Origin of the sequence: Roseateles amylovorans (assembly GCF_025398155.2) — a bacterium.
Taxonomy (GTDB): Bacteria; Pseudomonadota; Gammaproteobacteria; order Burkholderiales; family Burkholderiaceae_C; genus Roseateles; species Roseateles amylovorans.
The window spans coordinates 5,205,423-5,226,981 of sequence record NZ_CP104562.2; the positions used below are offsets into that span (position 1 = coordinate 5,205,423).

22 protein-coding genes are annotated in these 21,559 nt (G+C 66.8%); 18 read left to right on the forward strand and 4 right to left on the reverse strand.

Annotated features, from left to right (window positions below):
* Positions 1–116 precede the first annotated feature (116 nt).
* Both N4261_RS21530 and bfr read right to left on the reverse strand, forming a co-directional pair.
* A complete protein-coding gene (locus tag N4261_RS21530; RefSeq protein WP_261757299.1) occupies positions 117–359 on the reverse strand; it encodes a (2Fe-2S)-binding protein in 243 nt (80 codons plus the stop codon).
* 231 nt (positions 360–590) lie between these two features.
* Positions 591–1,067 carry a bacterioferritin gene (bfr, locus tag N4261_RS21535; protein WP_261757300.1) on the reverse strand — a complete coding sequence of 159 codons (477 nt, stop codon included), beginning with the start codon at positions 1,065–1,067 and terminating at the stop codon, positions 591–593.
* Between the two features lie 226 nt (positions 1,068–1,293).
* On the opposite strand from bfr, the gene hemP reads away from it, so the two are divergent.
* The 9 genes from hemP (at position 1,294) to N4261_RS21580 (ending at position 10,675) form a co-directional block, all read left to right on the forward strand.
* Positions 1,294–1,524, forward strand: coding sequence for a hemin uptake protein HemP (hemP, locus tag N4261_RS21540; protein ID WP_261757301.1), 231 nt, complete (start codon positions 1,294–1,296; stop codon positions 1,522–1,524).
* A 197-nt stretch (positions 1,525–1,721) separates the two neighbouring features.
* Positions 1,722–3,989, forward strand: coding sequence for a TonB-dependent hemoglobin/transferrin/lactoferrin family receptor (locus tag N4261_RS21545; protein ID WP_261757302.1), 2,268 nt, complete (start codon positions 1,722–1,724; stop codon positions 3,987–3,989).
* A gap of 29 nt (positions 3,990–4,018) precedes the next feature.
* Positions 4,019–5,113, forward strand: a complete 1,095-nt coding sequence (locus tag N4261_RS21550; protein ID WP_261757303.1) for a hemin-degrading factor — start codon at positions 4,019–4,021, stop codon at positions 5,111–5,113.
* Positions 5,107–6,006, forward strand: a complete 900-nt coding sequence (locus N4261_RS21555) for a heme/hemin ABC transporter substrate-binding protein (RefSeq protein ID WP_261757304.1) — start codon at positions 5,107–5,109, stop codon at positions 6,004–6,006. Before N4261_RS21550 ends, N4261_RS21555 begins: the two co-directional genes overlap by 7 nt.
* Before the next feature lie 160 nt (positions 6,007–6,166).
* Positions 6,167–7,156, forward strand: coding sequence for a FecCD family ABC transporter permease (locus tag N4261_RS21560; RefSeq protein WP_261757305.1), 990 nt, complete (start codon positions 6,167–6,169; stop codon positions 7,154–7,156).
* A complete protein-coding gene (locus tag N4261_RS21565) occupies positions 7,156–7,944 on the forward strand; it encodes an ATP-binding cassette domain-containing protein (RefSeq protein ID WP_261757306.1) in 789 nt (262 codons plus the stop codon). The genes N4261_RS21560 and N4261_RS21565 overlap by 1 nt, the downstream gene beginning before the upstream one ends.
* Positions 7,941–8,663, forward strand: a complete 723-nt coding sequence (locus N4261_RS21570) for an energy transducer TonB (protein WP_261757307.1) — start codon at positions 7,941–7,943, stop codon at positions 8,661–8,663. The genes N4261_RS21565 and N4261_RS21570 overlap by 4 nt, the downstream gene beginning before the upstream one ends.
* A gap of 32 nt (positions 8,664–8,695) precedes the next feature.
* A complete protein-coding gene (locus tag N4261_RS21575; protein WP_261757308.1) occupies positions 8,696–10,129 on the forward strand; it encodes a DUF2325 domain-containing protein in 1,434 nt (477 codons plus the stop codon).
* A gap of 105 nt (positions 10,130–10,234) precedes the next feature.
* A complete protein-coding gene (locus tag N4261_RS21580) occupies positions 10,235–10,675 on the forward strand; it encodes a hypothetical protein (protein WP_261757309.1) in 441 nt (146 codons plus the stop codon).
* 569 nt (positions 10,676–11,244) lie between these two features.
* Here the strand turns inward: N4261_RS21580 and N4261_RS21585 are convergent.
* Entirely contained in the window at positions 11,245–12,156 is a 912-nt protein-coding gene (locus N4261_RS21585) for a LysR family transcriptional regulator (protein WP_261757310.1), read from the reverse strand.
* Positions 12,157–12,254: 98 nt separating this feature from the next.
* On the opposite strand from N4261_RS21585, the gene N4261_RS21590 reads away from it, so the two are divergent.
* From N4261_RS21590 to N4261_RS21615, 6 genes are all read left to right on the forward strand, one after another.
* Positions 12,255–12,587, forward strand: a complete 333-nt coding sequence (locus N4261_RS21590; protein ID WP_261757311.1) for a nuclear transport factor 2 family protein — start codon at positions 12,255–12,257, stop codon at positions 12,585–12,587.
* Complete coding sequence (locus tag N4261_RS21595) at positions 12,584–13,366, forward strand: SDR family oxidoreductase (protein ID WP_261757312.1); 783 nt, start codon at positions 12,584–12,586, stop codon at positions 13,364–13,366. Before N4261_RS21590 ends, N4261_RS21595 begins: the two co-directional genes overlap by 4 nt.
* A gap of 362 nt (positions 13,367–13,728) precedes the next feature.
* A complete protein-coding gene (locus N4261_RS21600) occupies positions 13,729–14,196 on the forward strand; it encodes a hypothetical protein (RefSeq protein ID WP_261757313.1) in 468 nt (155 codons plus the stop codon).
* A 464-nt stretch (positions 14,197–14,660) separates the two neighbouring features.
* Positions 14,661–15,359, forward strand: a complete 699-nt coding sequence (locus tag N4261_RS21605; RefSeq protein WP_261757314.1) for a UCP032817 domain-containing protein — start codon at positions 14,661–14,663, stop codon at positions 15,357–15,359.
* Positions 15,360–15,441: 82 nt separating this feature from the next.
* The gene (locus N4261_RS21610) at positions 15,442–15,924 is read left to right on the forward strand and encodes an Rrf2 family transcriptional regulator (protein WP_261757315.1); all 483 of its coding nucleotides are present in this window, start codon (positions 15,442–15,444) and stop codon (positions 15,922–15,924) included.
* Positions 15,911–16,807, forward strand: a complete 897-nt coding sequence (locus N4261_RS21615; RefSeq protein ID WP_261757316.1) for an NAD(P)/FAD-dependent oxidoreductase — start codon at positions 15,911–15,913, stop codon at positions 16,805–16,807. Before N4261_RS21610 ends, N4261_RS21615 begins: the two co-directional genes overlap by 14 nt.
* Before the next feature lie 64 nt (positions 16,808–16,871).
* Here the strand turns inward: N4261_RS21615 and N4261_RS21620 are convergent, their stop codons facing one another.
* A complete protein-coding gene (locus N4261_RS21620) occupies positions 16,872–17,579 on the reverse strand; it encodes a helix-turn-helix domain-containing protein (protein ID WP_261757317.1) in 708 nt (235 codons plus the stop codon).
* Between the two features lie 249 nt (positions 17,580–17,828).
* Here N4261_RS21620 and N4261_RS21625 point away from each other — a divergent pair, with 249 nt between their 5' ends.
* From N4261_RS21625 to N4261_RS21635, 3 genes are all read left to right on the forward strand, one after another.
* A complete protein-coding gene (locus N4261_RS21625; RefSeq protein ID WP_261757318.1) occupies positions 17,829–18,659 on the forward strand; it encodes an NADP-dependent oxidoreductase in 831 nt (276 codons plus the stop codon).
* A 60-nt stretch (positions 18,660–18,719) separates the two neighbouring features.
* A complete protein-coding gene (locus tag N4261_RS21630) occupies positions 18,720–19,130 on the forward strand; it encodes a DUF2946 domain-containing protein (RefSeq protein ID WP_261757319.1) in 411 nt (136 codons plus the stop codon).
* Between the two features lie 302 nt (positions 19,131–19,432).
* Positions 19,433–21,511, forward strand: a complete 2,079-nt coding sequence (locus tag N4261_RS21635) for a TonB-dependent receptor (RefSeq protein WP_261757320.1) — start codon at positions 19,433–19,435, stop codon at positions 21,509–21,511.
* Positions 21,512–21,559: the final 48 nt, after the last annotated feature.

Consider the following 21,559-nt stretch of genomic DNA (forward strand, 5'->3'; position numbering starts at 1 on the left):
GTGCTTCGGCAATGGCTTCACAGAAGGATCGCGCTGCCACCGCGAATCCACGGAGAGCGGATCAGTCGGCAGTCGACATGCGGGAACCGGGTCGGGAGGAAGAGATCAGCGGCCGCTCAGGCCGCTTCGATCATTCGCGCGATCGGAATGACGCGCGACGGGCCGCCGCAGCTCGCACCGTGCGCGGCGGCGCAGGCTTGCAGGGCCTCGTCGAACACCTCGCGGGCGCAGTCGTGGCAGCTGCCGCAGGCGGCGGCGACCTTGGTGTCGTCCTGCAGCACGTCGAAGTTGTGCACGCCCTCGGCGACGCTGCGACGGATGTCACGGTCGGAAACTCGGTGGCAGAGGCAGACGATCATGGTGCGAAAGCTCGACGGGCCCGGGGATCAGTCCACGGAACCCGGGGGCGGGATCCAGAACCGGTGGAATGGCCCAGATGCTAACGCAAACAAGAATTCCTCTCAATTGAAGCCCGTAAAAAAGCCCCGGGATCCGTCAGGGGATGCCGGGGCGGGCGGGGCGCGGTCTCTGCCAATCGCCACGGCGTTGGGCCGAGACGGTGTGGCGACGGCGCCGCGGCGCCGGGTCGATCAGCTGGCTTCGCCCATCTGGCTCTGCAGCCAGTTCTGCTCGCCCACCTGGGCGATCAGGTCGATCTGGGTTTCCAGGTGGTCGATGTGTTCCTCGGTGTCGCTGAGGATTTCTTCCAGCACTTCGCGCGAAACATAGTCACGCACGCTCTCGCAGTAGGCGATGGCTTCCTTGAGCAGCGGGTGGGAGCCCATCTCGATCTTCAGGTCGCAGTGCTGCACTTCCACCGCGTTCTCGCCGATGTAGAGCTTGCCCAGGTCCTGCAGGTTGGGCAGGCCTTCCAGCATCAGGATGCGATCCATCAGCTTGTCGGCATGCTTCATTTCCTCGATGGACTCGGCGTACTCATGCTTGGCCAGGCGCTCGAAGCCCCAGCTCTTGAGCATGCGGTAGTGCAGGAAATACTGGTTGATCGCGGTGAGCTCGTTCTTCAGCTGCGCGTTCAGATATTCGATGACCTTGGCATCGCCCTTCATGTTCTTCTCCTCAGCGGAAATTCCGGAATGCGCGAATTCTCGTCTTTCCCCAGCCGCCGTGGGGACAAGACCTGACCCGCGCGCTCTGCATGCGAACTGTTCGTAGCCGCAGTTTGGCGACCCAGCCGGGCGTCGCGTCCAGGGCGATCCCCGTTTCGACCGGGCGATCAGAAGAATTTTCAGGTTTCGGTTGATATTGCGAATCGTTCTCATCTAAGATGTGGACATGACTTACCACCCCAACCACACCGAGGCCCTGCCGGCCGCCACGCTGGATCTCAGCGCGCGCGCCACCGTGTCAGGTTCGTCGCGTCATGAAGCGGCACCCCTGCCCCAGCGTCGGCGCGTGAGCAGCCAGACGTTGCTGGGGAATGAGCGAGAGGTCGAGATCGAGCACGCCGGTCAGCTCTACCGGCTGCGGCTGACCTCGCTCGGCAAGCTGATCCTGACCAAATGAGGGCCCGGCGCTAAGGGCCCGCCACCGCTCCCTGCGGGCGCCACCGCCGCCGCCAGAGCGCCCAGCGCTGTCGTCATCGACCCGTCTCCAGACCCGACCACCCCACCTTTTCACGCCCATCGGCCCGTCAACCACCGGCCACCCGCACCAGCCCGCGAAGCGCCAGCCCGTGCGAGATCCTTCAGGACCTCCGCACCATGTCTCTGCGCCAGACACCCGTCGCGCTCGCACTGTCGCTCGCCTTTCCGTTCGCCGCGCCGTTGGCGCTGATGCCCTCGGCGCATGCCCAAGGCCAGTCGGTCACGGGCACGTCCGCCACCGCTGCGGTGACCGCATCCGCCAGCAGTGCGAGCGCAACACCGACACCAACACCCGCCCAGCTCGGTGAACTCACCGTCAGCGCCACGCGCACCGAGCGGGCAGCGGCATCCGTCCCGAACACCGTCACCGTGATCCCGCGTCGGGAACTGGACCGCCGCGATGCGCGCGACCTCAAGGATCTGCTCGCCGATGAAGTCGACCTCGCCGTCAAGGCGGTGACGCCACGCTTCACCGCAGCGGGCGCTTCCACCGGCCGGGCCGGCAACGAGGGCATCAACATCCGCGGCCTGGAAGGCAACCGGGTGCTGATGATGGTGGACGGCATCCGCGTGCCGCAGAGCTTTGCCTTCGGCGCTTTCGCCAGCGGCCGAGCCGACTTCGTCGATCTGGACAGCCTCTCCAGCGCCGAGGTGCTGCGTGGTCCGACCTCCACCTCCTACGGCAGCGACGGCCTGGCCGGCGCGCTGATGCTGCGCACCCTGTCGCCGGAGGACCTGCTCAAGGACGGCAAGACCTTCGCCGGCTACGGCCGCATCGGCCTGCGCACGGTGGACGATTCCAAGGACGCGAGCGCCGCCGTCGCTTTCAGCAGCGGTGACTGGAGCAGCCTGGTTCAGGCCTCGGTGCGCCGCGGTCACGAGACCGAGACCCGCGGCGACAACGGCGCGGCCAACGCCAACCGCACGAAGGCCAATCCGACCGACATCGACACCCACAGCGTGATGGCCAAGGTCGGCTACCGCCTCAACGCCCAGCACCGTCTGATGGGCACGGCGGAATACCGCGAGCGCAAGACCGACACCAACGTGCTGAGCGCGGTGACCGCGCCCCCGGCGTCCGGCAGCCTAGCCTCCACCGCCGTGCTCGGCCTGGACGCCCACGACAAGATGGACCGCACCCGCCTGTCGCTGGAACATCGCTACGAGGACCTCAATGCCAGCTGGATCCAGCAGGTCACCACCCAGGTCTATGTGCAGGACAGCGAGACCCGGCAGGTCGCCTACGAGGATCGCAACACCGCGGCCGACCGCACCCGCATCGGCCATTACAAGGAACACCTGATCGGCCTGAGCACCCAGGCGCAGACGCAGCTGTCCAACCAGCGACTGAGCTACGGGCTGGACGTGAGCCGCAACCGGATCGAGGGCCTGCGCGACGGCACGGTGCCACCGGCCGGCGAGACCTTCCCCAACAAGCCCTTCCCCGACACCGACTACGACCTGGCCGGGGCCTACCTGCAGGACGAGATCGAGGTCGGCAACCTCAGCCTCATTCCCGCGCTGCGGTATGAGCGCTACAAGCTCTCGCCCAAAGCCTCGGGCTACAGCAGCGCGGTGACATCGCTGTCCGACAGCGCGGTCACGCCGCGCCTGGGTGCGGTGTGGCGCGTCTCGGCCAACCTGCAGCCGTATGTGCAGTGGGCCCAGGGCTTCCGGGCGCCGACGCCGGACCAGGTCAACAACGGCTTTGCCAATCCCGCCCAGGGCTACCGCAGCGAAGGCAATCCCAACCTGAAGGCGGAACATGCCAACAGCTGGGAGATCGGCCTGCGCGGCAAATGGACGGACGGCCTGCGCTGGCAGCTCAGTGCCTACGACAACCGCTACCGGGACTTCATCAGCCAGGAGGTGGTCAGCGGCGCAGGCACCCCCGCCAATCCGCTGGTCTTCCAGTACGTCAACCTGAGCCAGGCCCGCATCAAGGGTGTGGAGGCGCGCGCCGTCTGGGACATCACCTCGGGCCTGAGCGTGAAGGCCGCCGTGGCCAAGGCACGCGGGCACAGCATCGAAAACGGCGTGGAGACGCCGCTGGATTCCATCCAGCCGCTGCGCGCCACGCTGGGCGTGAGCTATGAGGTGGGCGACTGGTCGCTGCAAGGCAGTTGGCTGCACAGCAACGGCAAGAAGGCCTCGGACATCAGCACCGCCACCTACTTCGCGCCGGGCAAGTACGACGTGATCGATGTCGGCGGCGGCTACCGCATCAACAAGACGCTGCGCCTGTCGGCCGCTGTCACCAACCTCTTCGACAAGAAGTACTGGCGCTGGAGCGACGTCAGCGGCATCGCTGCCAACAGCAATGTGCTGGACGGCTACACCGCGCCCGGCCGCGCGCTGCAGGTCTCGCTGCGCGCTGATTTCTGACCTCGCCTTTCATTCAGCCAGGAGCCTCCATGCAAGCCAGCTACACCCAACTGCGTCAAGCCTTCGCCTCGGCGCGTGAGGAGCGACGGGCGCGTCACCGCGACATCGCCACCGACCTCCGCATCTCCGAAGGCGAGTTGCTCGCCGCCCATGTCGGCGATTTCTCGGACGACGAATCGCCGCTGCGCGCCCGCCGCCTGCGCGCCGACTGGCAGGACCTCATCGCCGCGCTGGAGCCACTGGGCCCGGTGATGGCCCTGACCCGCAACGAGTCCTGCGTGCACGAGAAAGTCGGCGTCTATCGCGAGGTGAGCGCGCAGGGACCGCAGCGCCAGGTGGGCCTGGTGCTGGGCGGCGCGATCGATCTGCGGGTGTTCTACAGCCACTGGCGACACGGCTTCGCACTGACCGAGCGCCTGGCCGATGGCGCGCTGCAGCGCAGCCTGCAGTTCTTCGATGCCGCCGGCCAGGCCATCCACAAGGTCTTCCTGCGACCGGACAGCGATCTGGCGGCCTATGAGGCGCTGGTGCTGAACTTCCTGTCCGACGACCAACATCCCGGCCTCGTCGCAGATGCGGCCTGGGAGGAACCGACCGAGCGACCCGACACCCTCATCGACATCGCCCGCTTTCGCAATGAATGGGCGTCGCTGCGCGACACGCACGAGTTCTTCGGCCTGCTCAAGCGCCACCAACTGAGCCGGACCCAGGCCCTGCGGCTGGCGGAGCCGCGCTTTGCGCAGCCGCTGCCCTTGTCCAGCGCCCAGGAGCTGCTCAGCCGGGCCGCGCAGCAGGGCATCGCCATCATGGTCTTCGTCGGCAATCCGGGAATGATCCAGATCCACAGCGGACCGATCGCCAAGGTGGCCATGATGGGGCCGTGGATCAATGTGCTGGATCCAGGCTTCAATCTGCATCTGCGGGAAGACCACATCGCCAGCGCCTGGCTGGTGCGCAAGCCCACGGTGGATGGCCTGGTCTGTTCGCTGGAGCTGTTCGATGCGCAAGGCCGCACCCTGGCGATGTGCTTTGGCGAGCGCAAGCCCGGACAGGCCGAGCGCTGCGACTGGCGCAACCTGCTGGAGAGCCTGGTCGAGGGCACGCCGGAGGCCGTGCCATGCTGACCCGCCGACACCTGCTTGCACTGAGCTCGGCGGTGGCGCCGGGCGTGCTGCCGATGCTCGGGCTGGCCGGCCTCCCGCAACGCGCACATGCGGCAACCCAACGCATCGTGAGCGTGGGCGGCGCGCTGACCGAGTTGATCTACGAACTGGGCGCCGAGGCCGATCTGGTCGGCGTTGACAGCACCTCCCTCTTCCCCGTCGCGGCCACGCGACTGCCGAATGTCGGCTATGCGCGCACCTTGGCGGCGGAGGGCTTGCTGTCGCTGGCGCCGACGCTGATCGTGGCGACCGAAGAGGCCGGTCCACCCACGGTGCTGCGCCAGCTCGAGACGGCGAAGGTGCCGCTGCATGTGCTCCGTGCGGATCATCGCTTCGAAGGCATCGTCGACCGCACGCGACGGTTGGGTGAGCTGCTTGGGCGTCCCACCCAGGCATCGGCGCTCATTCAGCGCCTGCAGAAGGAATGGGCGGTCAGTCAGCAGACGGTGACCCGGTTGGCCGCAGCTCACCGCGCACCGCGGGTGTTGTTCGTGCTTTCGAATGCGGCGAATCAGGCCCGCATCGCGGGCACCGAGACCGCCGCCGATGCCATGCTGGCGTATGCCGGCGCGGTGAATGCGCTGCAGGGCGTGCAGGGCTACAAGATGCTCTCGCCCGAGGCCGCCATTGCCGCCGCGCCCGACGTGATCCTGGCGACCACGCAGGGCCTGGAATCCTCCGGTGGTGCGGACGGCCTGCTGCGCCTGCCAGGCCTGGCGCAGACGCCCGCAGGCCGGCAGCGTCGCGTGGTGGCCCTGGAAACGATGGAGATGCTGGGCTTCGGGCCCCGTCTCCCGCAGGCGCTCACCAAACTGGCCACCGCGCTGCACGCCGGCGCGGGCAAGACGGCGTGATGAACGCGGCTGGCGTCCACCGCATGGGTTCGGCCGGCGACGGCATGGCCCGTTGCGCGCCGCACACGGCCGCGGGCACGCCATGAGCACGCTCGGATCAGCGTTGCCGCCCGCATCGGGTCGCGCACGAGTTCCCGGATCACGGTCCACCTGGCTGGGCGTGGCACTGATTGCGGCCGTGCTGGTGGTGGTGCAGTTCGGTGCGGTGCCGATCGCCCTGAGCGATTGGCTGAACGGTCCGTGGAGCGAGGCGCCGAAGTCCGGCGGCGCGCACGTGCTGTGGCAACTGCGATTGCCGCGCATCCTGCTCACGGTGGCGGTGGGCGCGTCGCTGGGTCTGGCCGGCGCCATCAGCCAGGCCCTGTTCCGCAATCCGATGGCCGAGCCCAGCCTGCTCGGCGTGACCAGCGGGGCCGCCGCGGCCGTGGCCTTGACCCTCACCCTGTTCGCGGGCCTGCATCTGGCCTTGCCGCCCACCGCGCGGCTGTGGCTGCTGCCGGTGGTGGGATTTGTCGGCGCACTGGGCGTGTGCGTGGTGCTGCAACGTCTGTCCCGCTGGCTGGCGCCGGGCTCGATCGCGGCGCTGCTGCTGTGCGGCTTGGCGCTGCAGGCGATGACCTTCGCGATCGTCGGCCTGTGCAGCTTCCTGGCCAATGACGAACAACTGCGCGCCATCAACTTCTGGACCCTCGGCTCCCTGGCCGGCGCCAACTGGACGATGGCGGTGATCATGCTCACCGCCCTGCTGCTGCTGGGTTCGCTGGCCTGGCGACTGGCCGGTCGTCTGAATGCGCTCGCCCTGGGCGAGGCCGCAGCGGCGCATGTCGGCATCGATGTGGACCGACTGCGGCGGCACAGCGTGCTGGTGGTGGCGCTGCTCTCGGCCCTGGCGGTGGCCTGGTGCGGCAGCATCGGCTTCATCGGGTTGATGGCGCCGCATCTGGCGCGTCAACTGGTGGGCGCCGATGTGCGCCGGATGCTGCCCTGCGCCATGCTCGCGGGCGCGCTGCTGCTGCTGGTGGCCGACACCTTGGCGCGCACCCTGGCGGTGCCGGCCGAGATCCCGGTCGGCGTCTTCAGCGCGCTGATCGGCGCGCCCTGGTTCCTGGTCCTGCTGCGCGGGGCGGTGCGTCGGATGGGGAGCGCGTGATGCCCGCCTTGCTCTTGCTGCAAGAGGTTCGACAGACGCTGGGCACGATGGCGCTGGGTCCCATCACGCTGCGTGTGTCGGCCGGAGAGCGCGTGGCGATGCTCGGCCCGAGCGGCGCCGGCAAGTCCAGCCTGCTGCGGCTGATCGCGCGGGAGACGCGCCCTGCCAGCGGCGTCATCGCGCTGGATCATCGGCCGTTGGATCAGTGGACGCCCGCGGCGCTGGCTCGCCGCCGCGCGGTGCTGCCACAGCAGCACGGGGTCGCCTTCGGTCTGCCGGTCGAACTGGTGGTGGCGCTGGGCCGCGTCGCGCGCCAAGGCGATGCTCAGCAGGATCACATCGTTCACGAGGCCTTGGCGCAGGCGCAGGCGGCGCATCTGGTCGGTCGCCGATTCGACACCCTGTCCGGCGGCGAGCAGGCGCGGGTGCAACTGGCGCGGGTCTTTGCGCAGGCCTGGGATGAGCGCGACGGACTGCTGCTGGTCGACGAGCCGCTCGCCGCCTTGGATCCCGGCCTGAGCCTGTCGCTGATGGACGCGATGGCCCGCTTCGCTCAGCAACGCGGCCACGCGCTCATCGCCGTTCTGCATGATCTCAATCTGGCGCTCAACCACTTCGACCGCTTGTGGCTGATGAAGAACGGCCGACTCATCGCGGATTGCGATGCACTGCCCTCCACCCTGCCCTTGCTGGAACAGCTCTACGACACCCGGCTGCGCTTGCTGCGTGATGCGCACGGCATCGCAGTCCTGCCGATGGGGTTGACGCAACGGGAGCTGCGCGCATGAGCTCGCGCTGGACCGCGGGGCTGATCACGGTCGCCGTGCATCTGGCGCTCGGTTGGGCGATCGCCGCCGCACGGTCTGATCGCTTGCCTCACGCGGTCTCGCCCACGTCGATCACCGCGCGTCTCTTGCCGGCGGCGACCGACTCCTCCACCACGGCGACGCCACCCTCCGGTCAGCCGCCCATGCCGCAACCGAGACTGCCGGCGGTGCTACCGCTGCCCATTCCCGCCGTCACCGTCGAAACGGTCACGGTGGCACCGCCCTCGCCGCCCAGTCCGTCTCGCACCGACTCGTCGACGGCTGCGCCCAGCGTCCATGAGACGACGCCAATCTCTGCGCCCGCTGTCGCCGTGGTTGCGGCCGTCGTCACGCCGGTCGACTTGCCGATTACGACCTCGCCGGCCGCGGTCGACACGCCAGCAGCGCTGACTGCAGAACACCGTCTGTGCAGCGAGCGTCAAACGGCTCGCCACTATCCGGCGCTGCTGCGGGAACGCGGCATTCAAGGGCTGGTGCGGCTGCGAGTGAAAGTGGACGAGAACGGCCACGCCGCCGAAGTGCTGATTGCCGACGGCAGCGGCTGGCGTCTGCTGGACGAGGCCGCACGCCGCGTGGCGGTGTCCTGTCCCTACCTGCCCGCCCGCCGCGGCGAGCAGCGGCTGGCGAGCTGGGTTGAGTACCCAGTGCGCTTCGCGCTTCAACCCGCTTCGTTTCAATAGGTCGTCGCGACCTCAGTCAGGAGACGTCTGCCATGTGTGACAAGACTTCGCTGTTCAACGTGTTGCTGCAACCCTCTGCGGCCGACGATGCGGGCACGCCGCCGGGTCTGGCCGGCGCCATCGGCCAGATCGGACAAGGCGCTCAGCCGCTGCCCGCCGGATGGGCTGACGCCGCGGACGACGACGCCCGCGCCGCCGCGGGCCGACCGCTCGCGCAAGCGCTGACGCGCGACATGACCGCCAGCGAGGAAACGCCGACCGCCCGAGGCTCTCGGCGCCGCCGGCTCTGGGAGCTGCCGTCGCAGGCCTTGTGCCCGGTCATCGGCGTCTGCCTGCCGATGCCGCTGCTGCGCCGTCGACTCGGCAAGCTGCTCGGCGGACAGACGCAGGGCAACGACTACGAACTGCACTGCGGCGCCATCAACGAATGCGGCCGGCGCGGGCCGATCTCCGAGATGCTGCAACGGGAGCTGGACCAGCGCTATGCGATGGCCTTGCGTCAGGCGTCGCAGCACAAGACGGCGGAGGCGCTGACGCGCTGGTGGGATGCGGCGCAGCACGGCAACGATGTGGCGGGCGCGCTGTGGGGTGCGCTCACCCATGCGCGATGCGACGCCGCCCTGCAGGAACAGGTGCTGCGGGACATCCACATGCTGCAGCATCAGGTCGGCGCCGCCAACCGCGCCGATCTGGAGCGGCTGGACGCGCTGCAGGACGAGAATGCCGTGCTGGGCCGCGAACTGGCGCAAGCGCAGGCACGCAGCACGCGACTGCTGGCGGAACGTGCGCAACAACTGGAGCAATCGCAGGCGGAATGCCTCCGATTGCGCGGCGAGCTCCTGGCCCGCGATACGCTGGCCGCCGGACTGCGCGAGGAACTGCAACAGCTGGAGGACAGCGTGCCTGGCTTGCGACATCGGCATGAACAGGCGCGGCATCTGGAGGCTCAGCAGGCGCGCATCCATCAGCTGGAGCGGACATTGCTCGCCGCGCAACAGCAGGCCGAACGGGAGCAGCGTCGGGCCGCGGAACTGCAGCAGATGCTGGAGGCGATGGAGGCGCAGCAGCGGCAGTTGCCGACGCCGGACAGCGCGTCGGCTGAGCCATCACTGCCCTCGCTGGATGAGCGCGCCGTGCTGTGCGTGGGTGGCCGCCCGGCCGTGGTGCCCATCTACCGGCAACTGATCGAGCGCACCGGCGGGCGATTCCTGCATCACGATGGCGGCGAGGAAGATGCAGTCACCAAGCTTGACGCCAGCCTCGCCGCGGCGGATCTGGTGATCTGCCAGACGGGGTGCATCAGCCATGACGCGTATTGGCGGGTGAAGGACCACTGCAAGCGGCATGGGAAGAAGTGCCTGTATCTGGAGTCTCCGAGCGCCAGTGGGTTGAGGCGCGCGCTGGGGTCGCTGGGGAGCGAAGAGCAGGCAGGGGCTGCGGTGCAGTTGCCGGCGGCACAGGGGTGAAACACGTGATTGACGCTCCGGGCCGCAAGGCAGAATCCAGACGTACGGGGCGAGGCCGGCGTCAGTCCTGCCGGGAAGCCCATTTTGACGAATGGAGCAGCATCAATGGCACTGACGAAAAAGGGCGAGTTCTGGTACGGGACCACTTCCGGCGACACCCAAGCCGAACTGCGCAGCTACAGCGTGGCGAATCGCCATGAGGCCCTCAGGTTTGCCTCGTCCCAATGCGATTGCGGATGCCGGACCTTCGCGCTGCAGACGAATGAAGAGGCGGGTGTGGCCATCCGCACCTGCACCGACTGCGGGCAGGATCACCTGATGGGCGACAGTGCGGACTACGTTGACGATGCCGTGCCTGAGGCGCACGAGTGCGTGTGCGAGAACGAGGTGTTCGAGCTGGTGTCCGGCGTCTCCGTGTACGAAGGCACCCATGACGTGTGTTGGTACTACATTGCTTGCCGCTGCGTGGAATGCAACCTGGTCGGGGTCTTCGCCGACTGGAAATGCGAAGCAGGTGATGCAGCGGCGTTCCTCGCCAAAGTCTGAGCCTGACGTCAGCGATGGACTTGTCTGCCGCAATGCCCCTCAGCGATGCGAATCCGCCAGCGCGTGGGCAGGGTTGGACTGCATCTCGAAATGTCCGTGAGGGATGCGCGCCCCGATGTGCCTGGGGATCTCGAGCATCAGGCTGTTGGCCAAGTTGGCCAACTCAGCTCCCACCACCGAACATGGCAAACGGAAGGCAGACACACCTCACAGCCTTGGGGAAGAGCGTTCCAAGCAGAACGCCTGCGGCAGCACCCCATATCGACCAAACCGCAAGTGCGCCGAGGTCAATGGGCAACGGGCCGATGAAGACCCGTCCAAGGCATGCAATCCAGAAACACCCGATTGCACCGACCGTGACGCCGAGCAGGCGATCCCGTCTCGAGACCGGCGCATGCCACCAGCGCTGAAAGCCAAGCTTTGCGGGTGCATCATTCGTCGTCATTCGTGGCCTGTCCGATGTGTTGCTCACCGGCCGGTACGATCACAGTCGGTGAGCCGAAGCTTCGTTTGATCAGGATGGGAGTGGCGGGACATTGCCGCCCTTAGCCGTTCTTCGTCGGCGGAGATTAAGCATCGCCGAACGGCTCCCGGTCCAACATGCATTCAATAAACGAGCCCAGCAGCGCAGGGCGATGCTGCCGGTTGGCGTAATACAGGAATAGGCCGGGACGAGAAATCGTCCAGTCGGACAGGACCTGTACAAGGCGCCCCTGCTCGAGCAGTTCGCCGACCTGATCCACCTCGAAGTGATAGGCAATGCCTAGTCCGTTGACCGCTGCCGCCACGCCGATGTCGGCATGGTTGGTGACGACAGGGCCGTTGACGGCGATCTCGTGCCGCTTGCCGCGCTTTTCGAACTCCCACCGGTAGAACCTTCCATCCATCTGGAGTCGCCAGTTGATGCATGCGTGGTCATGCAAATCGGTAGGCGTTTTGGGCGTGCCGTGGCGGGCCAGGTAGTCCGGAGAAGCCACGGCCATCATCTTCATGTCTGGTGACAGACGGACGGCAATCATGTCCTTCTTGAGCTGCCCTCCAACCCGTATCCCGGCGTCGAAGCGGCCTGACACGATGTCGGCCAGCGCGTCGTCCACCACGATATCCAGCACCACGTCAGGGTGCGCCCGATGGAAGCGCTTCAGTCTTGGCGCAATGAGCGTTCTTGCGGCTATTCCGAGGGTGTTGATCCGTAACGTTCCACTTATTTGTCCGGTCGCGTCGCTTGCCTCGGCAACCGCGTTCTCCATTTCACGGAACAGCGGCGCCACGCGCGAATAGAGCTGCTCCCCGCTGGCAGACGGAGCGACGCTTCTTGTCGTGCGATTCAACAAGCGCGCACCAATGCGGCTTTCCAGTTGGCGGATGGTCTGGCTCAACGCAGACGGTGACAAACCCAGATGCTCCGCCGCGCGGGCAAAGCTATGCCTCTCCACGACGGCGACGAAGGCTTTGAGCTCGGCAAAGTCGGACCCCCTCATTGTGTACGCCTCTCTACATAGTCCATTCAAATTCTAAGAGATTCTCTAAATGGATATGCGGGCGCATCCTTCGATCCGTCCCAACCAGAAAGAACACCATGCCCTCATCACTGACGCTCCCTGACCCTATCGCCGCGTATTTCATGGCGGACAGGCAGGGTCCCGACCAGGTCGCGCAATGCTTCACCCCAAAGGCCGTCGTGAAAGACAACGACGACGTCTTCACCGGTCGCGACGCGATCCGGGCGTGGAAGAAGGCGGCCGATGCCAAGTACACCTGCACCACCGAGCCCTTCTCGCTGGAGCTGATTGAAGGCGTACACGCAGTGAAGGCCCACGTGGCCGGCAACTTCAAGGGCAGCCCGCTCGATATGAAGTTCTTCTTCCGCCTTGAGCGCGGTCTGATTGCAAACATGGAGGTCACGGTATGAGCTTCGATCTTCAACTGAACGGCCTGCGGGCCGTGGTCACTGGCGGAACCTCGGGCCTCGGCGCCGCGGTTGTCCGTGCGCTGGTGGATGCAGGCGCCCGCGTGGCGACTTCCGCTCGCAAGGCGCCGGCAGCGCCGGTCGAAGGTGTGTCCTACATCCCGGCCGACCTGACAACGGCTGACGGCGTGAAAACCCTGTCTGACGCCGTTCTCCACAAGTGGGGAGGTGTCGACCTACTGATCAACGTGCTTGGCGGGTCCCATGCCCCCACGGGCGGCTTCGCTGCACTCACCGACGACCACTGGCTTTCCGAGCTGAGTTTGAACCTCCTACCGGCCGTGCGACTGGACCGTGAGCTCGTGCCGTCGATGCTCGCGCAAGGCTCCGGCGTGGTCATTCACGTCAGCTCGATTCAGCGTGTTCTGCCGCTGCCCGATGCAACGACTGCATATGCTGCGGCCAAGGGGGCGCTGACGACATACAGCAAGGCGCTGTCACGTGAGATCACGCCCAAGGGCGTTCGCGTATTGAGCGTCGCGCCGGGCTGGATCATGACCGAGGCGTCCGAGGTATTCGCGAGGCGTGTTGGCGCCGATGCCGGCACCGACGACGAGGGAGGCAAGAAGATCATCATGGATGCCCTTGGAGGCATTCCAGTCGGCAGGGCGGCCACGCCTCAAGAAGTTGCCGATCTGATCGTGTTCCTGGCGTCGCCCCGCTCGGCATCCTCCGCTGGCTTCGAGTACCGCATTGATGGCGGCACCGTCTCGACGCTGTAAACGCGACCTCCAGGCGCCGGGGTGGCTTTGAGGCCGTCGCTCATCGCCCCCTGGCCCACGGATGTCTCGCGAATCAGAGCTGAGAATGCCGCTGCACCTGGAGAGGCTTCAGCTCGGCCCGAACCGCCGCGCGACGACCGGCTCCCTCCCCCGAATGGAAGCGGGAGATGATTGCTCAGCGAGAGCAAGGGATGTCCGAAGCACGCCACCGCCCGATCTCGCGGTACCGCGGTGTCGCCATTGCAAGTCCGCCGTTTCCTGCGGCCAGCTCGATGCGAGCATCTGTCACTGCGGACCACGCCCGCCTCTGAAAGTCCAGTTGTTCCTCGTAGACTGCAACATCTTCCACGGAACGCGTCACCATGCGAAAGCAGCCGGAACGCCTTTACCCCACCCGGCCTGCGCGCACGATGGATGCGTCGGAGATCCCGGGCTTTGAACCATGGTGCGATCCAGGAGCCGACCACCAGGCGGGGCGGCCGTATGGAGAACTCTCTCGTGAAGGTCGAGTGCGCTTCCTCGTCATGTCGCTTCACATGCAGATGCGTTGGAGAGGAGAGGACGGTCAAGATGAGCTGCAGGTCTTCGGCCCGGCCGGCCACGTGCAGGCCCGTGCCAGCGATCCGGACGTGGATGCGCTACTTCCGACCGTGCTGACGGCGCTGGCCTATTGCTGGAACATCCAGCCCGCCGTATTTGTCGGGCTCGTCAATGACAAGCTTGGCGCAGACTTCGGTGTCGACCCAACGGTTCCGCAGGACTGCTATCACCGTGCGGGAATGCTTTCAGGCACCCCACTCGCCAACCATTGGCTGCGAACCAGGCCGTAATGGTTTCTGGTCGACGTCGCAATCGGTTAGAGGCCACGGCTGATTCTGTGGACCGTCTCATACCCATTGCGAAAGCCTGAAAGGATGGCCGTTGAGGGTCGAGCGTGTCTGTCCGCGATCGTTGCCCCGTCCCCCGTCGTTCCCCACATGATTCCGCCACGCCAGCAAACGCCTCGGCAGCTGGCACCGCAGTGGCAAGCTTCGTTGTCTGGCGAGGCTCAGTGCCGTCATCGCATCGTCACATTCCCGACACACACTTCCAAGCACCACAACAACAAGAAGAGACAAACATCCGGGAAAATCAAACGAACAAGAGCGGCACGTCCTCCGCGACCGTCAGCCGCCACACAGAACGCGAAGACGTTCTCACCCGATTCCTTCGGCCCTTGCGCCGACTCCGATGGGCGCGACACCTTCGCGCCCATGAAGCCCGACTGCGCTGGCTTGCGCGACGAAGTCAGACGATGCCGCCCCCGCCCCTTCCCGAGAAGCTCAAGGCGGCGTGGCTTCGACACATGGCTCAGGAACACCCAAACTGGCATCCCGGGACCGAGGGCTGGCAGTGCGCCGCTCACGCGCTGGTCCAGTTCTTCGATGCCAGCGCGGCAGCAGGCCACCTTCCCTGCGCACTGCCGTCTCGAGCCGCAGATCTCGTTTGGCACCTCTGGCTGGACATCGACGCCCTCGGCCTCGCCCACTGGCAGCGGGCTCGATACGGTCGAATCCTCCCGCATCGCGAGCACCCACCCGGCGAGGACACCAGGGAGGCCCTGGCGCGCTGCCTGGTCCGTGCCTGTCGCATCGAGCGGCGATCACCGGTCAAGGGCCAGCTGCCGCTCCTCTTTCGTGTCGACGCCGTGCTGCAAACGCCGGAGGGCTGGGCCTATCACCGGCGTCGTGACCGGGTGATTGTTCACCGCGACCTGGATGCTGCGGGCCATCCGCATCCGCATGCATGGCCACGCGACGAGCTGCGACCCGCCGCCCTGCTCGGCTTCCGCCTCATCGGAGCGACGGAAGCCGGTCACCTGACGCGGCGCACCGACGGGCGCGACGGCGGTGGCTCGGGAAGCGGCTGCGGCACGGCAGGCGTCGACGGGGACTGCGGAAGCAGCTGTGGCAGCTGTGGCGGCAGCAGCTGTGGAAGTGGATGCGGAAGCTGAAGACCACGGCCATTGCCGAGCCGTCTCACCGACGCCGGGGAATTCAAAGACCCTGACCGCTTCATGCAACTACACTTGTTGCATGAAACCAAGCAGTCAGCTCTCCGACGCCCTGCACATCCTCCTGCATCTGGCGCAGGTGGACACCCCGCTCACCTCCGACACACTGGCCTCCGCGATCGACACCAACCCCGTCGTGCTTCGCCGCATGATGGCCGGGCTGCGTGAGGCCGGGTTTGTCTTGTCGGAGAAGGGCCACGGCGGGGGATGGGTCATGTCCGCGCCGATTGACCGCATCACTTTGCGCGACGTGCACATGGCGCTGGGGTCACCCGCGCTCATCTCGCTGGGCTTCCGCGAGGACCAACCGCAATGTCTGGTGGCCCAGGTCGTCAACGAATCACTGCGTGAATCGATGGCGCAGGCGGAGGCCGTTCTGCTGGCACGTCTGGGTGAGATCACGCTGTCCGCGTTGGCCAAAGAGTTCGGACGCCGCCGGCCAACGTGCGGCAGCTCGCATTCATTCTTCTCCCATCACATCGAGGACGATCATGATCCGCTCTGAATTCACCGTTGTGGGCGGCAGCTACGCAGGACTGTCTGCGGCCCTGCAATTGGCCCGTGCTCGACGCGAGGTCACCGTGATCGACGCGGGGCAACGCAGAAACCGCTGGGTGGACGAAGCGGGCGGCACATCGCACGGCTTCCTGTCTCGAGACGGCGTCCCACCGGGCGAACTCGCGTCCATCGCCCGCGACCAGTTGCTGCGCTATCCCAATGTGCGCTGGCTGTCCGGCATGGCCGACGATGCACGGCCGTGCGACGACGGACGGTTCTCGCTGCGTGTCGGCACCAGCACGGTGCTGAGCGACCGCGTGGTGATCGCGACCGGCGTTCGCGACGAGCTGCCTGCGGTCGCGGGTCTGGCGGAGCGTTGGGGCCGCAGCGTCTTCCATTGCCCTTACTGTCACGGCCATGAAATGGAGGCGGGCCAGATCGGCATCATTGCAAGTTCGGAGATGGCACGCCACCACGCCATCATGCTGTCCGACTGGGGTACACCCACGCTGTTCCTGAATGGCGCGTTCCATCCATCCGAAGACGATCTGGCTAACTTCGCTCGCCGCGGAACCCGTGTGGAAACCACGCGCATCGTGCGCATCGACGGTGTGGCAGACATCATTCTGGAAGACGGCCGAAGGATGTCCATGCGTGGCCTGTTCACCCAACCGCGCACGCACATGGCCAGTCCCATTGCGGCGCAATTGGGCTGCGTACTCGCGGAGGGTCCCACCGGGGCATTCATTCAAGTGGACTCCATGCAGCAAACGTCGGTGCCCAATGTCTTTGCCTGTGGCGACGCGGCGCGTGCCGCCGGCAACGTGGCACTGGCCGTGGCGGACGGTGCGATGGCGGGCGTCTCCGCGCATCGGTCGACGATGATCTGAGGCGCCGAGGGCAGCGGCCATGGAGAACAGACCCATCAGCCCGCCCTGACACGCGACGGAGGCGCTAGCCTGTCTCCATCGCCCCAGCCCGCGCCAGAAACTCCGTCGGCGCCATCGCCGTCACCTGTCGAAACGCAAACGAGAACGCGGCGGCGCTGGCGAAGCCGGATTCCTGAGAGACCCGCGCAATCGGCTCGCCCCTGGCCAGCCGGTCGATCGCGCGCACGATGCGCGCCCGCTGCCGCCAGGTCTTGAAGGTCAACCCGGTCTCCGCCGGAAACACGCGGCTGGCGCTGCGCACCGAGGTGGCGGCGCGCGAGGCCAGCTCGCTGAAACTCAGTCGATTCCGTGGGTCTGCGAAGGCCAGCTCGGCCATGCGTCGCCCGACAGGACTGACGGGCCACGGAAGAAACGTGGGCGCATCCGCCGTTTCAGTGAGCTCGTGCAGCATGAGCCGGATCACCAGCTCCGTCTTGTCAGGCGCGAGTTCGGTCGCGAACGCGGCCTCCAGCAGGGCACGCAACAGCGGCCCGATGCGCAGTGCGAAGGCACGCCGATCCAGCAGCGTAGGCGGCGCCCATTCCAATACCGCAGCCTGCTGCCAATGCACGATCCACAGTTCGGCATCGGTCAGCGCTTCGACTCGGTGCGCGGCACCCGCCGGCACCCATACCGCGAGTTGCGGCGGCACCAGCCATCGGCCATCGTCCGTATGCACCTGCACCATGCCGGACGCAGCGAAGGTCAGTTGCCCAGCGTCGTGGGTGTGCATCGGTAGTTCCGTGCCGCGTGGCTTGATGGCTCGGTGAACGGTGAACAAACTCTCGGGCATCGAATGGCATCTCCGCGATGCAGACTGGCGTCACGTCCTCCCTGCGCTTGGCTATCGTCCAGCCCACGAAATCGGCAGTCGCCGAAGGTTTGGAGCGCCAGGATGAAAGCAATCATTGTCAACGAGTACGGAGACAACCAGGTGGTGCACTGCACCGACGTGGATCGTCCAGAACCACAGTCCGGCGAGGTGCTGGTCAAGATTCATGCGGCAGGCGTCAACCCCGTGGATTGGAAGATCCGTGGTGGACTCGGCCAGCGGCTCGGTCTGTCGCTGCCGATTCGCCTCGGCGGTGAGATCGCCGGGACGATCGAGGCGCTGGGGCCCGGAACGTCGGCGTTCAGCGTAGGCGACGCCGTCTTCGGCATCATCGGCAGCGGTGGGTTCGCCGAGTACGCCGCCGTCAAGACAGCGACCTTGGCGCGCATGCCGGCCCATCTGGACTTCATTCACGCAGCCGCCATCCCACTCGGCGCGCTGACCGCTTGGCAGGCCATGTTCGACCTTGGCGGCCTTTCGGCTGGGCAGCGCCTGCTGGTGACCAGCGGTTCCGGGGGCGTCGGTTCCCTGGCTGTGCAGATCGCCAAGGCCCAGGGCGCGCATGTCACCGCCATGGCTTCGGCGCGCAATGAGGCGTATGTCCGCAGCCTGGGCGTCGACGCCTTCATCGACTACACCGCGCAACCGTTCGAGCAGGTGGCCCACGACATGGATGTCGTCTTCGATACGGTCGGCGGAGACACCTTCCAACGATCGTTCCAAACGCTGAAGAAGGGCGGCATTCTGGTCACTGCGGTCGAGTTTCCAAAAAACGAGGCGGATGAGTACGGCGTTCGTGCGGCACGGGTGTTCTGCAAGTCGGACGCCGCTCAACTCGCAGCGATTCGAGACCTTGTGGTGGCAGGAAAGCTGAAAGCTCAGGTCACGTCCGTCATGCCCTTGGCGGAGATCCGAGAGGCATTGGCACGGTCGGAGTCCGGTCGCACCCGCGGCAAGATGGTTCTTGTCATCGGTGAGTGAGGTCGAGCGGAGAAGTACGGGGCGTGAGGCCCCCGACCAACCGACGGCTAGAATCCGAGCATGCCCATCGGCCGTCGCCTCAGCGTCTTCGCCTCCTGGATCGCGTGTTTCGCGATCCTGCTGACTGCGCTCGCGCCGACGCTGTCCCACGCCTTCCGCCCCGATGTCCCAGCGGGCTGGATCGAGATCTGCTCCGCCACCGGCGCCAAGCTGATTCGTGCCGATGACGGGCTGGGCCTCAAGACCGAGGCCAGCGGCAAGTCCGATTCGGACAGCACCGCCGACCATGCGGTCAAGCACTGCCCCTACTGTTCTTCGCATGCCACCGCGCTCGGCCTGCCGCCTGCCGCGTCGTCCGGCGTGATCGCGCTCTCGCTCGGCCACGCGGTCCCCAAGCTCTTCCTCACTGCGCCGCGAACCCTGTTCGCCTGGGCCGCCGCCCAGCCGCGCGGTCCTCCCCTGAACGCCTGACCCTCGACCCCTGCCGCAACGGCGCGTGAGCGCCTGTCGGCAGCGCATTCGTCGATCGCCCACGGCCACTGTCGGCCACCCGGGCGGGCTTCAGGAGCCTCTCCATGTCATCGATCCCACGTGCGTGCACGCACGTCCCTGTCGCTGCGCCCTGCGCGCGCGACATGGCCTTGCCGCGTCCATTCCGGAGGCCGGCATGAGCCCTCGCCCCTGCATCGACACCACCACCCCGGCGCGCCGCTGAGCGCGGTCCGCCCCTGGGCCCGATCTTCGGCCCGGTCCTGCCTCCTCTTCCGATCACCATGTCCTTTCGTCCCTCGCACGCACTGACCCACGTCACCTTGGCCGCCTTGGCGGCTTTCGCGCCCCTGACCCGCGCCCACGCTCAGACCCCCAACTCGCCCACCTCGGCGACCGACACCCCACCGCCCCAGGACGCCGTCCTGACCCTTGGCGCGGTGCGCCTGGAGGGCCGCAGCAGCGGCCCGCTCGATGTCCGACGGGTGTTCAGCTCGGTGGACCTCCTCGGCGCCAGCCTGCTGGAGGACCAGCATGTGGACTACAGCTGGGAGCTGCTGACCCGTGCCCCTGGGGTGCAGGTCACTCAATTCAAGCAAGGCACGGATGCCGGCCGCTTCAGCTTTCGCGGCTTCAATGGCGAGGGCCGGGTGAACGCGGTCAAGCTGCTGATCGACGGCATCCCCAGCAACGACAACGCCGGCGGCATGCCCTACCTGGACGCCGTCTTCCCGTTGGAGATGGACCACATCGCCCTCGTGCGGGGCACCAACGACGCGCGCTACGGCCTCTACAACATCGCCGGCAATGCCGATGTGCAGACCCGCCAGGGCGGCAACGACGGTCAGGCCAGTCTCACCCTGGGCAGCTACGGCACCCGGGAGCTCCAACTGGCCAAGGGCTGGGAGTCCGGCGAATGGAGCCAGAACTACTTCATCGGTTGGCGTGAATCGGACGGCTATCGGAATCACGCGGACGCCCGCAAGCTGGCGTTGTCCGGCAAGTGGTTCTACACCCGCGACGATCTGGGCTGGCGCGCCGGGCTCAGTGCGCGCTACTTCCACAACCACGCGCTCGAATCCGGCTACCTCACCCGCGAGCAGGCCGAGCAGACACCGCGGCTGTCGCCCGACTATGCGGCGGCCGACCAGAGCGAGCGCACCACCTCCCAACTGGCGCTGCATCTGGACGGCCGCTGGGGCGATGCCGGCCACTGGACGCTCAAGGCCTATCGCAACCGCTTCGAGAACCAGCGCTTCGTCCGCTTCTCCGCGACCGGCGTGCAGCAGGAGCGCGACAACGACGAGCGCCATCACGGCCTGCTGGCCAGCGCCAGCTGGCGCCCCACCGTGAGCTGGGCCCATGAGTTTGTCCTGGAGGGCGGCGTGGAAGCGCAATGGCAGCGCAACGAGTCGCAACGCTACCGAACCGTCGCCCGAGTGCGCAGCTCACAGTTCCGCGACTGGGACTTCGATCAGGACAGCCAGGGCGTCTACCTGCAAGCCCTGATTCGACCGGTCGCCGCGCTGAGCATCATCCCCGCCCTGCGCCTGGAACGACTGGACGGGCAGCTTCGAGATCAGCTCGCCGGCAAGACCTACGAGATGTATGACTACGGCCTGGTCAAGCAGCCCAAGCTCAGCGTGATCTACGCCCTCACCCCCGAGGCCAGCGTCTACGCCAACTGGGGCCGCACCTTCCAGATCGGCAGCGGCATCGATGCCTACAAGACCCAGGAACGCAACCTGCGCCCGTCCCTCAACACCGGTTGGGAAAGCGGCGTGAAATGGCAACCCTGGCGCCAGCTGGAAGGCCGCGTGGCGTATTGGGAGCAGCGCGCCACCGGCGAGGTGGCCCGCGTGCTGGGCGTGGACGGCCTGCCCGACGCCGGTGGCAACGGCAATGTCGGCCGCACCCTGCGCCGCGGGGTGGACCTGCAGCTCAGCGCCCAGTTGGGCCCGCGCTCGCGGGCTTGGGTGGCCTACTCGCGCCAGAAGGCCACCATCGTCACCCCGGATCCCAGCGCGCCGCTCACCGCCGGCAAGGAGATCGAGAACGTGCCGCACGATCTCTTCAGCGGCGGCTGGGATCAGCAACTGGGAGATCGGGTGAAGCTCTCGGTCTGGGGCAACGGCCAGGGCGCGTACTTCCTGGAGCGCACCAACACCCAGCCCCGCGCGGGACAGTCCTTCGTGCTCAACACCAGCGTTCAGTACAAGGTGTCGCCCCAGCTCTCGCTGCAGCTGCAGATCAAGAACCTGGCCGACCGACACCCGCTCTACGCCTGGTACGACAGCGGCTCGTCGGGCTATTCACCCGCCGATGGCCGCAGCGCCTATCTGAGCGCGGACTGGCGCTTCTGAGCGCGCCATCGCTGCCATCGAGGTCATCACTGCCATGTTGATTACCTG

Bases quoted from the DNA above. Each gene is read 5' to 3' on its own strand.
- N4261_RS21530 (WP_261757299.1), bottom strand. From the start codon at position 359: ATGATCGTCTGCCTCTGCCACCGAGTTTCCGACCGTGACATCCGTCGC.
- bfr (WP_261757300.1), bottom strand. From the start codon at position 1,067: ATGAAGGGCGATGCCAAGGTCATCGAATATCTGAACGCGCAGCTGAAG.
- hemP (WP_261757301.1), top strand. From the start codon at position 1,294: ATGACTTACCACCCCAACCACACCGAGGCCCTGCCGGCCGCCACGCTG.
- N4261_RS21545 (WP_261757302.1), top strand. From the start codon at position 1,722: ATGTCTCTGCGCCAGACACCCGTCGCGCTCGCACTGTCGCTCGCCTTT.
- N4261_RS21550 (WP_261757303.1), top strand. From the start codon at position 4,019: ATGCAAGCCAGCTACACCCAACTGCGTCAAGCCTTCGCCTCGGCGCGT.
- N4261_RS21555 (WP_261757304.1), top strand. From the start codon at position 5,107: ATGCTGACCCGCCGACACCTGCTTGCACTGAGCTCGGCGGTGGCGCCG.
- N4261_RS21565 (WP_261757306.1), top strand. From the start codon at position 7,156: ATGCCCGCCTTGCTCTTGCTGCAAGAGGTTCGACAGACGCTGGGCACG.
- N4261_RS21570 (WP_261757307.1), top strand. From the start codon at position 7,941: ATGAGCTCGCGCTGGACCGCGGGGCTGATCACGGTCGCCGTGCATCTG.
- N4261_RS21575 (WP_261757308.1), top strand. From the start codon at position 8,696: ATGTGTGACAAGACTTCGCTGTTCAACGTGTTGCTGCAACCCTCTGCG.
- N4261_RS21580 (WP_261757309.1), top strand. From the start codon at position 10,235: ATGGCACTGACGAAAAAGGGCGAGTTCTGGTACGGGACCACTTCCGGC.
- N4261_RS21585 (WP_261757310.1), bottom strand. From the start codon at position 12,156: ATGAGGGGGTCCGACTTTGCCGAGCTCAAAGCCTTCGTCGCCGTCGTG.
- N4261_RS21590 (WP_261757311.1), top strand. From the start codon at position 12,255: ATGCCCTCATCACTGACGCTCCCTGACCCTATCGCCGCGTATTTCATG.
- N4261_RS21595 (WP_261757312.1), top strand. From the start codon at position 12,584: ATGAGCTTCGATCTTCAACTGAACGGCCTGCGGGCCGTGGTCACTGGC.
- N4261_RS21600 (WP_261757313.1), top strand. From the start codon at position 13,729: ATGCGAAAGCAGCCGGAACGCCTTTACCCCACCCGGCCTGCGCGCACG.
- N4261_RS21605 (WP_261757314.1), top strand. From the start codon at position 14,661: ATGCCGCCCCCGCCCCTTCCCGAGAAGCTCAAGGCGGCGTGGCTTCGA.
- N4261_RS21610 (WP_261757315.1), top strand. From the start codon at position 15,442: ATGAAACCAAGCAGTCAGCTCTCCGACGCCCTGCACATCCTCCTGCAT.
- N4261_RS21615 (WP_261757316.1), top strand. From the start codon at position 15,911: ATGATCCGCTCTGAATTCACCGTTGTGGGCGGCAGCTACGCAGGACTG.
- N4261_RS21620 (WP_261757317.1), bottom strand. From the start codon at position 17,579: ATGCACACCCACGACGCTGGGCAACTGACCTTCGCTGCGTCCGGCATG.
- N4261_RS21630 (WP_261757319.1), top strand. From the start codon at position 18,720: ATGCCCATCGGCCGTCGCCTCAGCGTCTTCGCCTCCTGGATCGCGTGT.
- N4261_RS21635 (WP_261757320.1), top strand. From the start codon at position 19,433: ATGTCCTTTCGTCCCTCGCACGCACTGACCCACGTCACCTTGGCCGCC.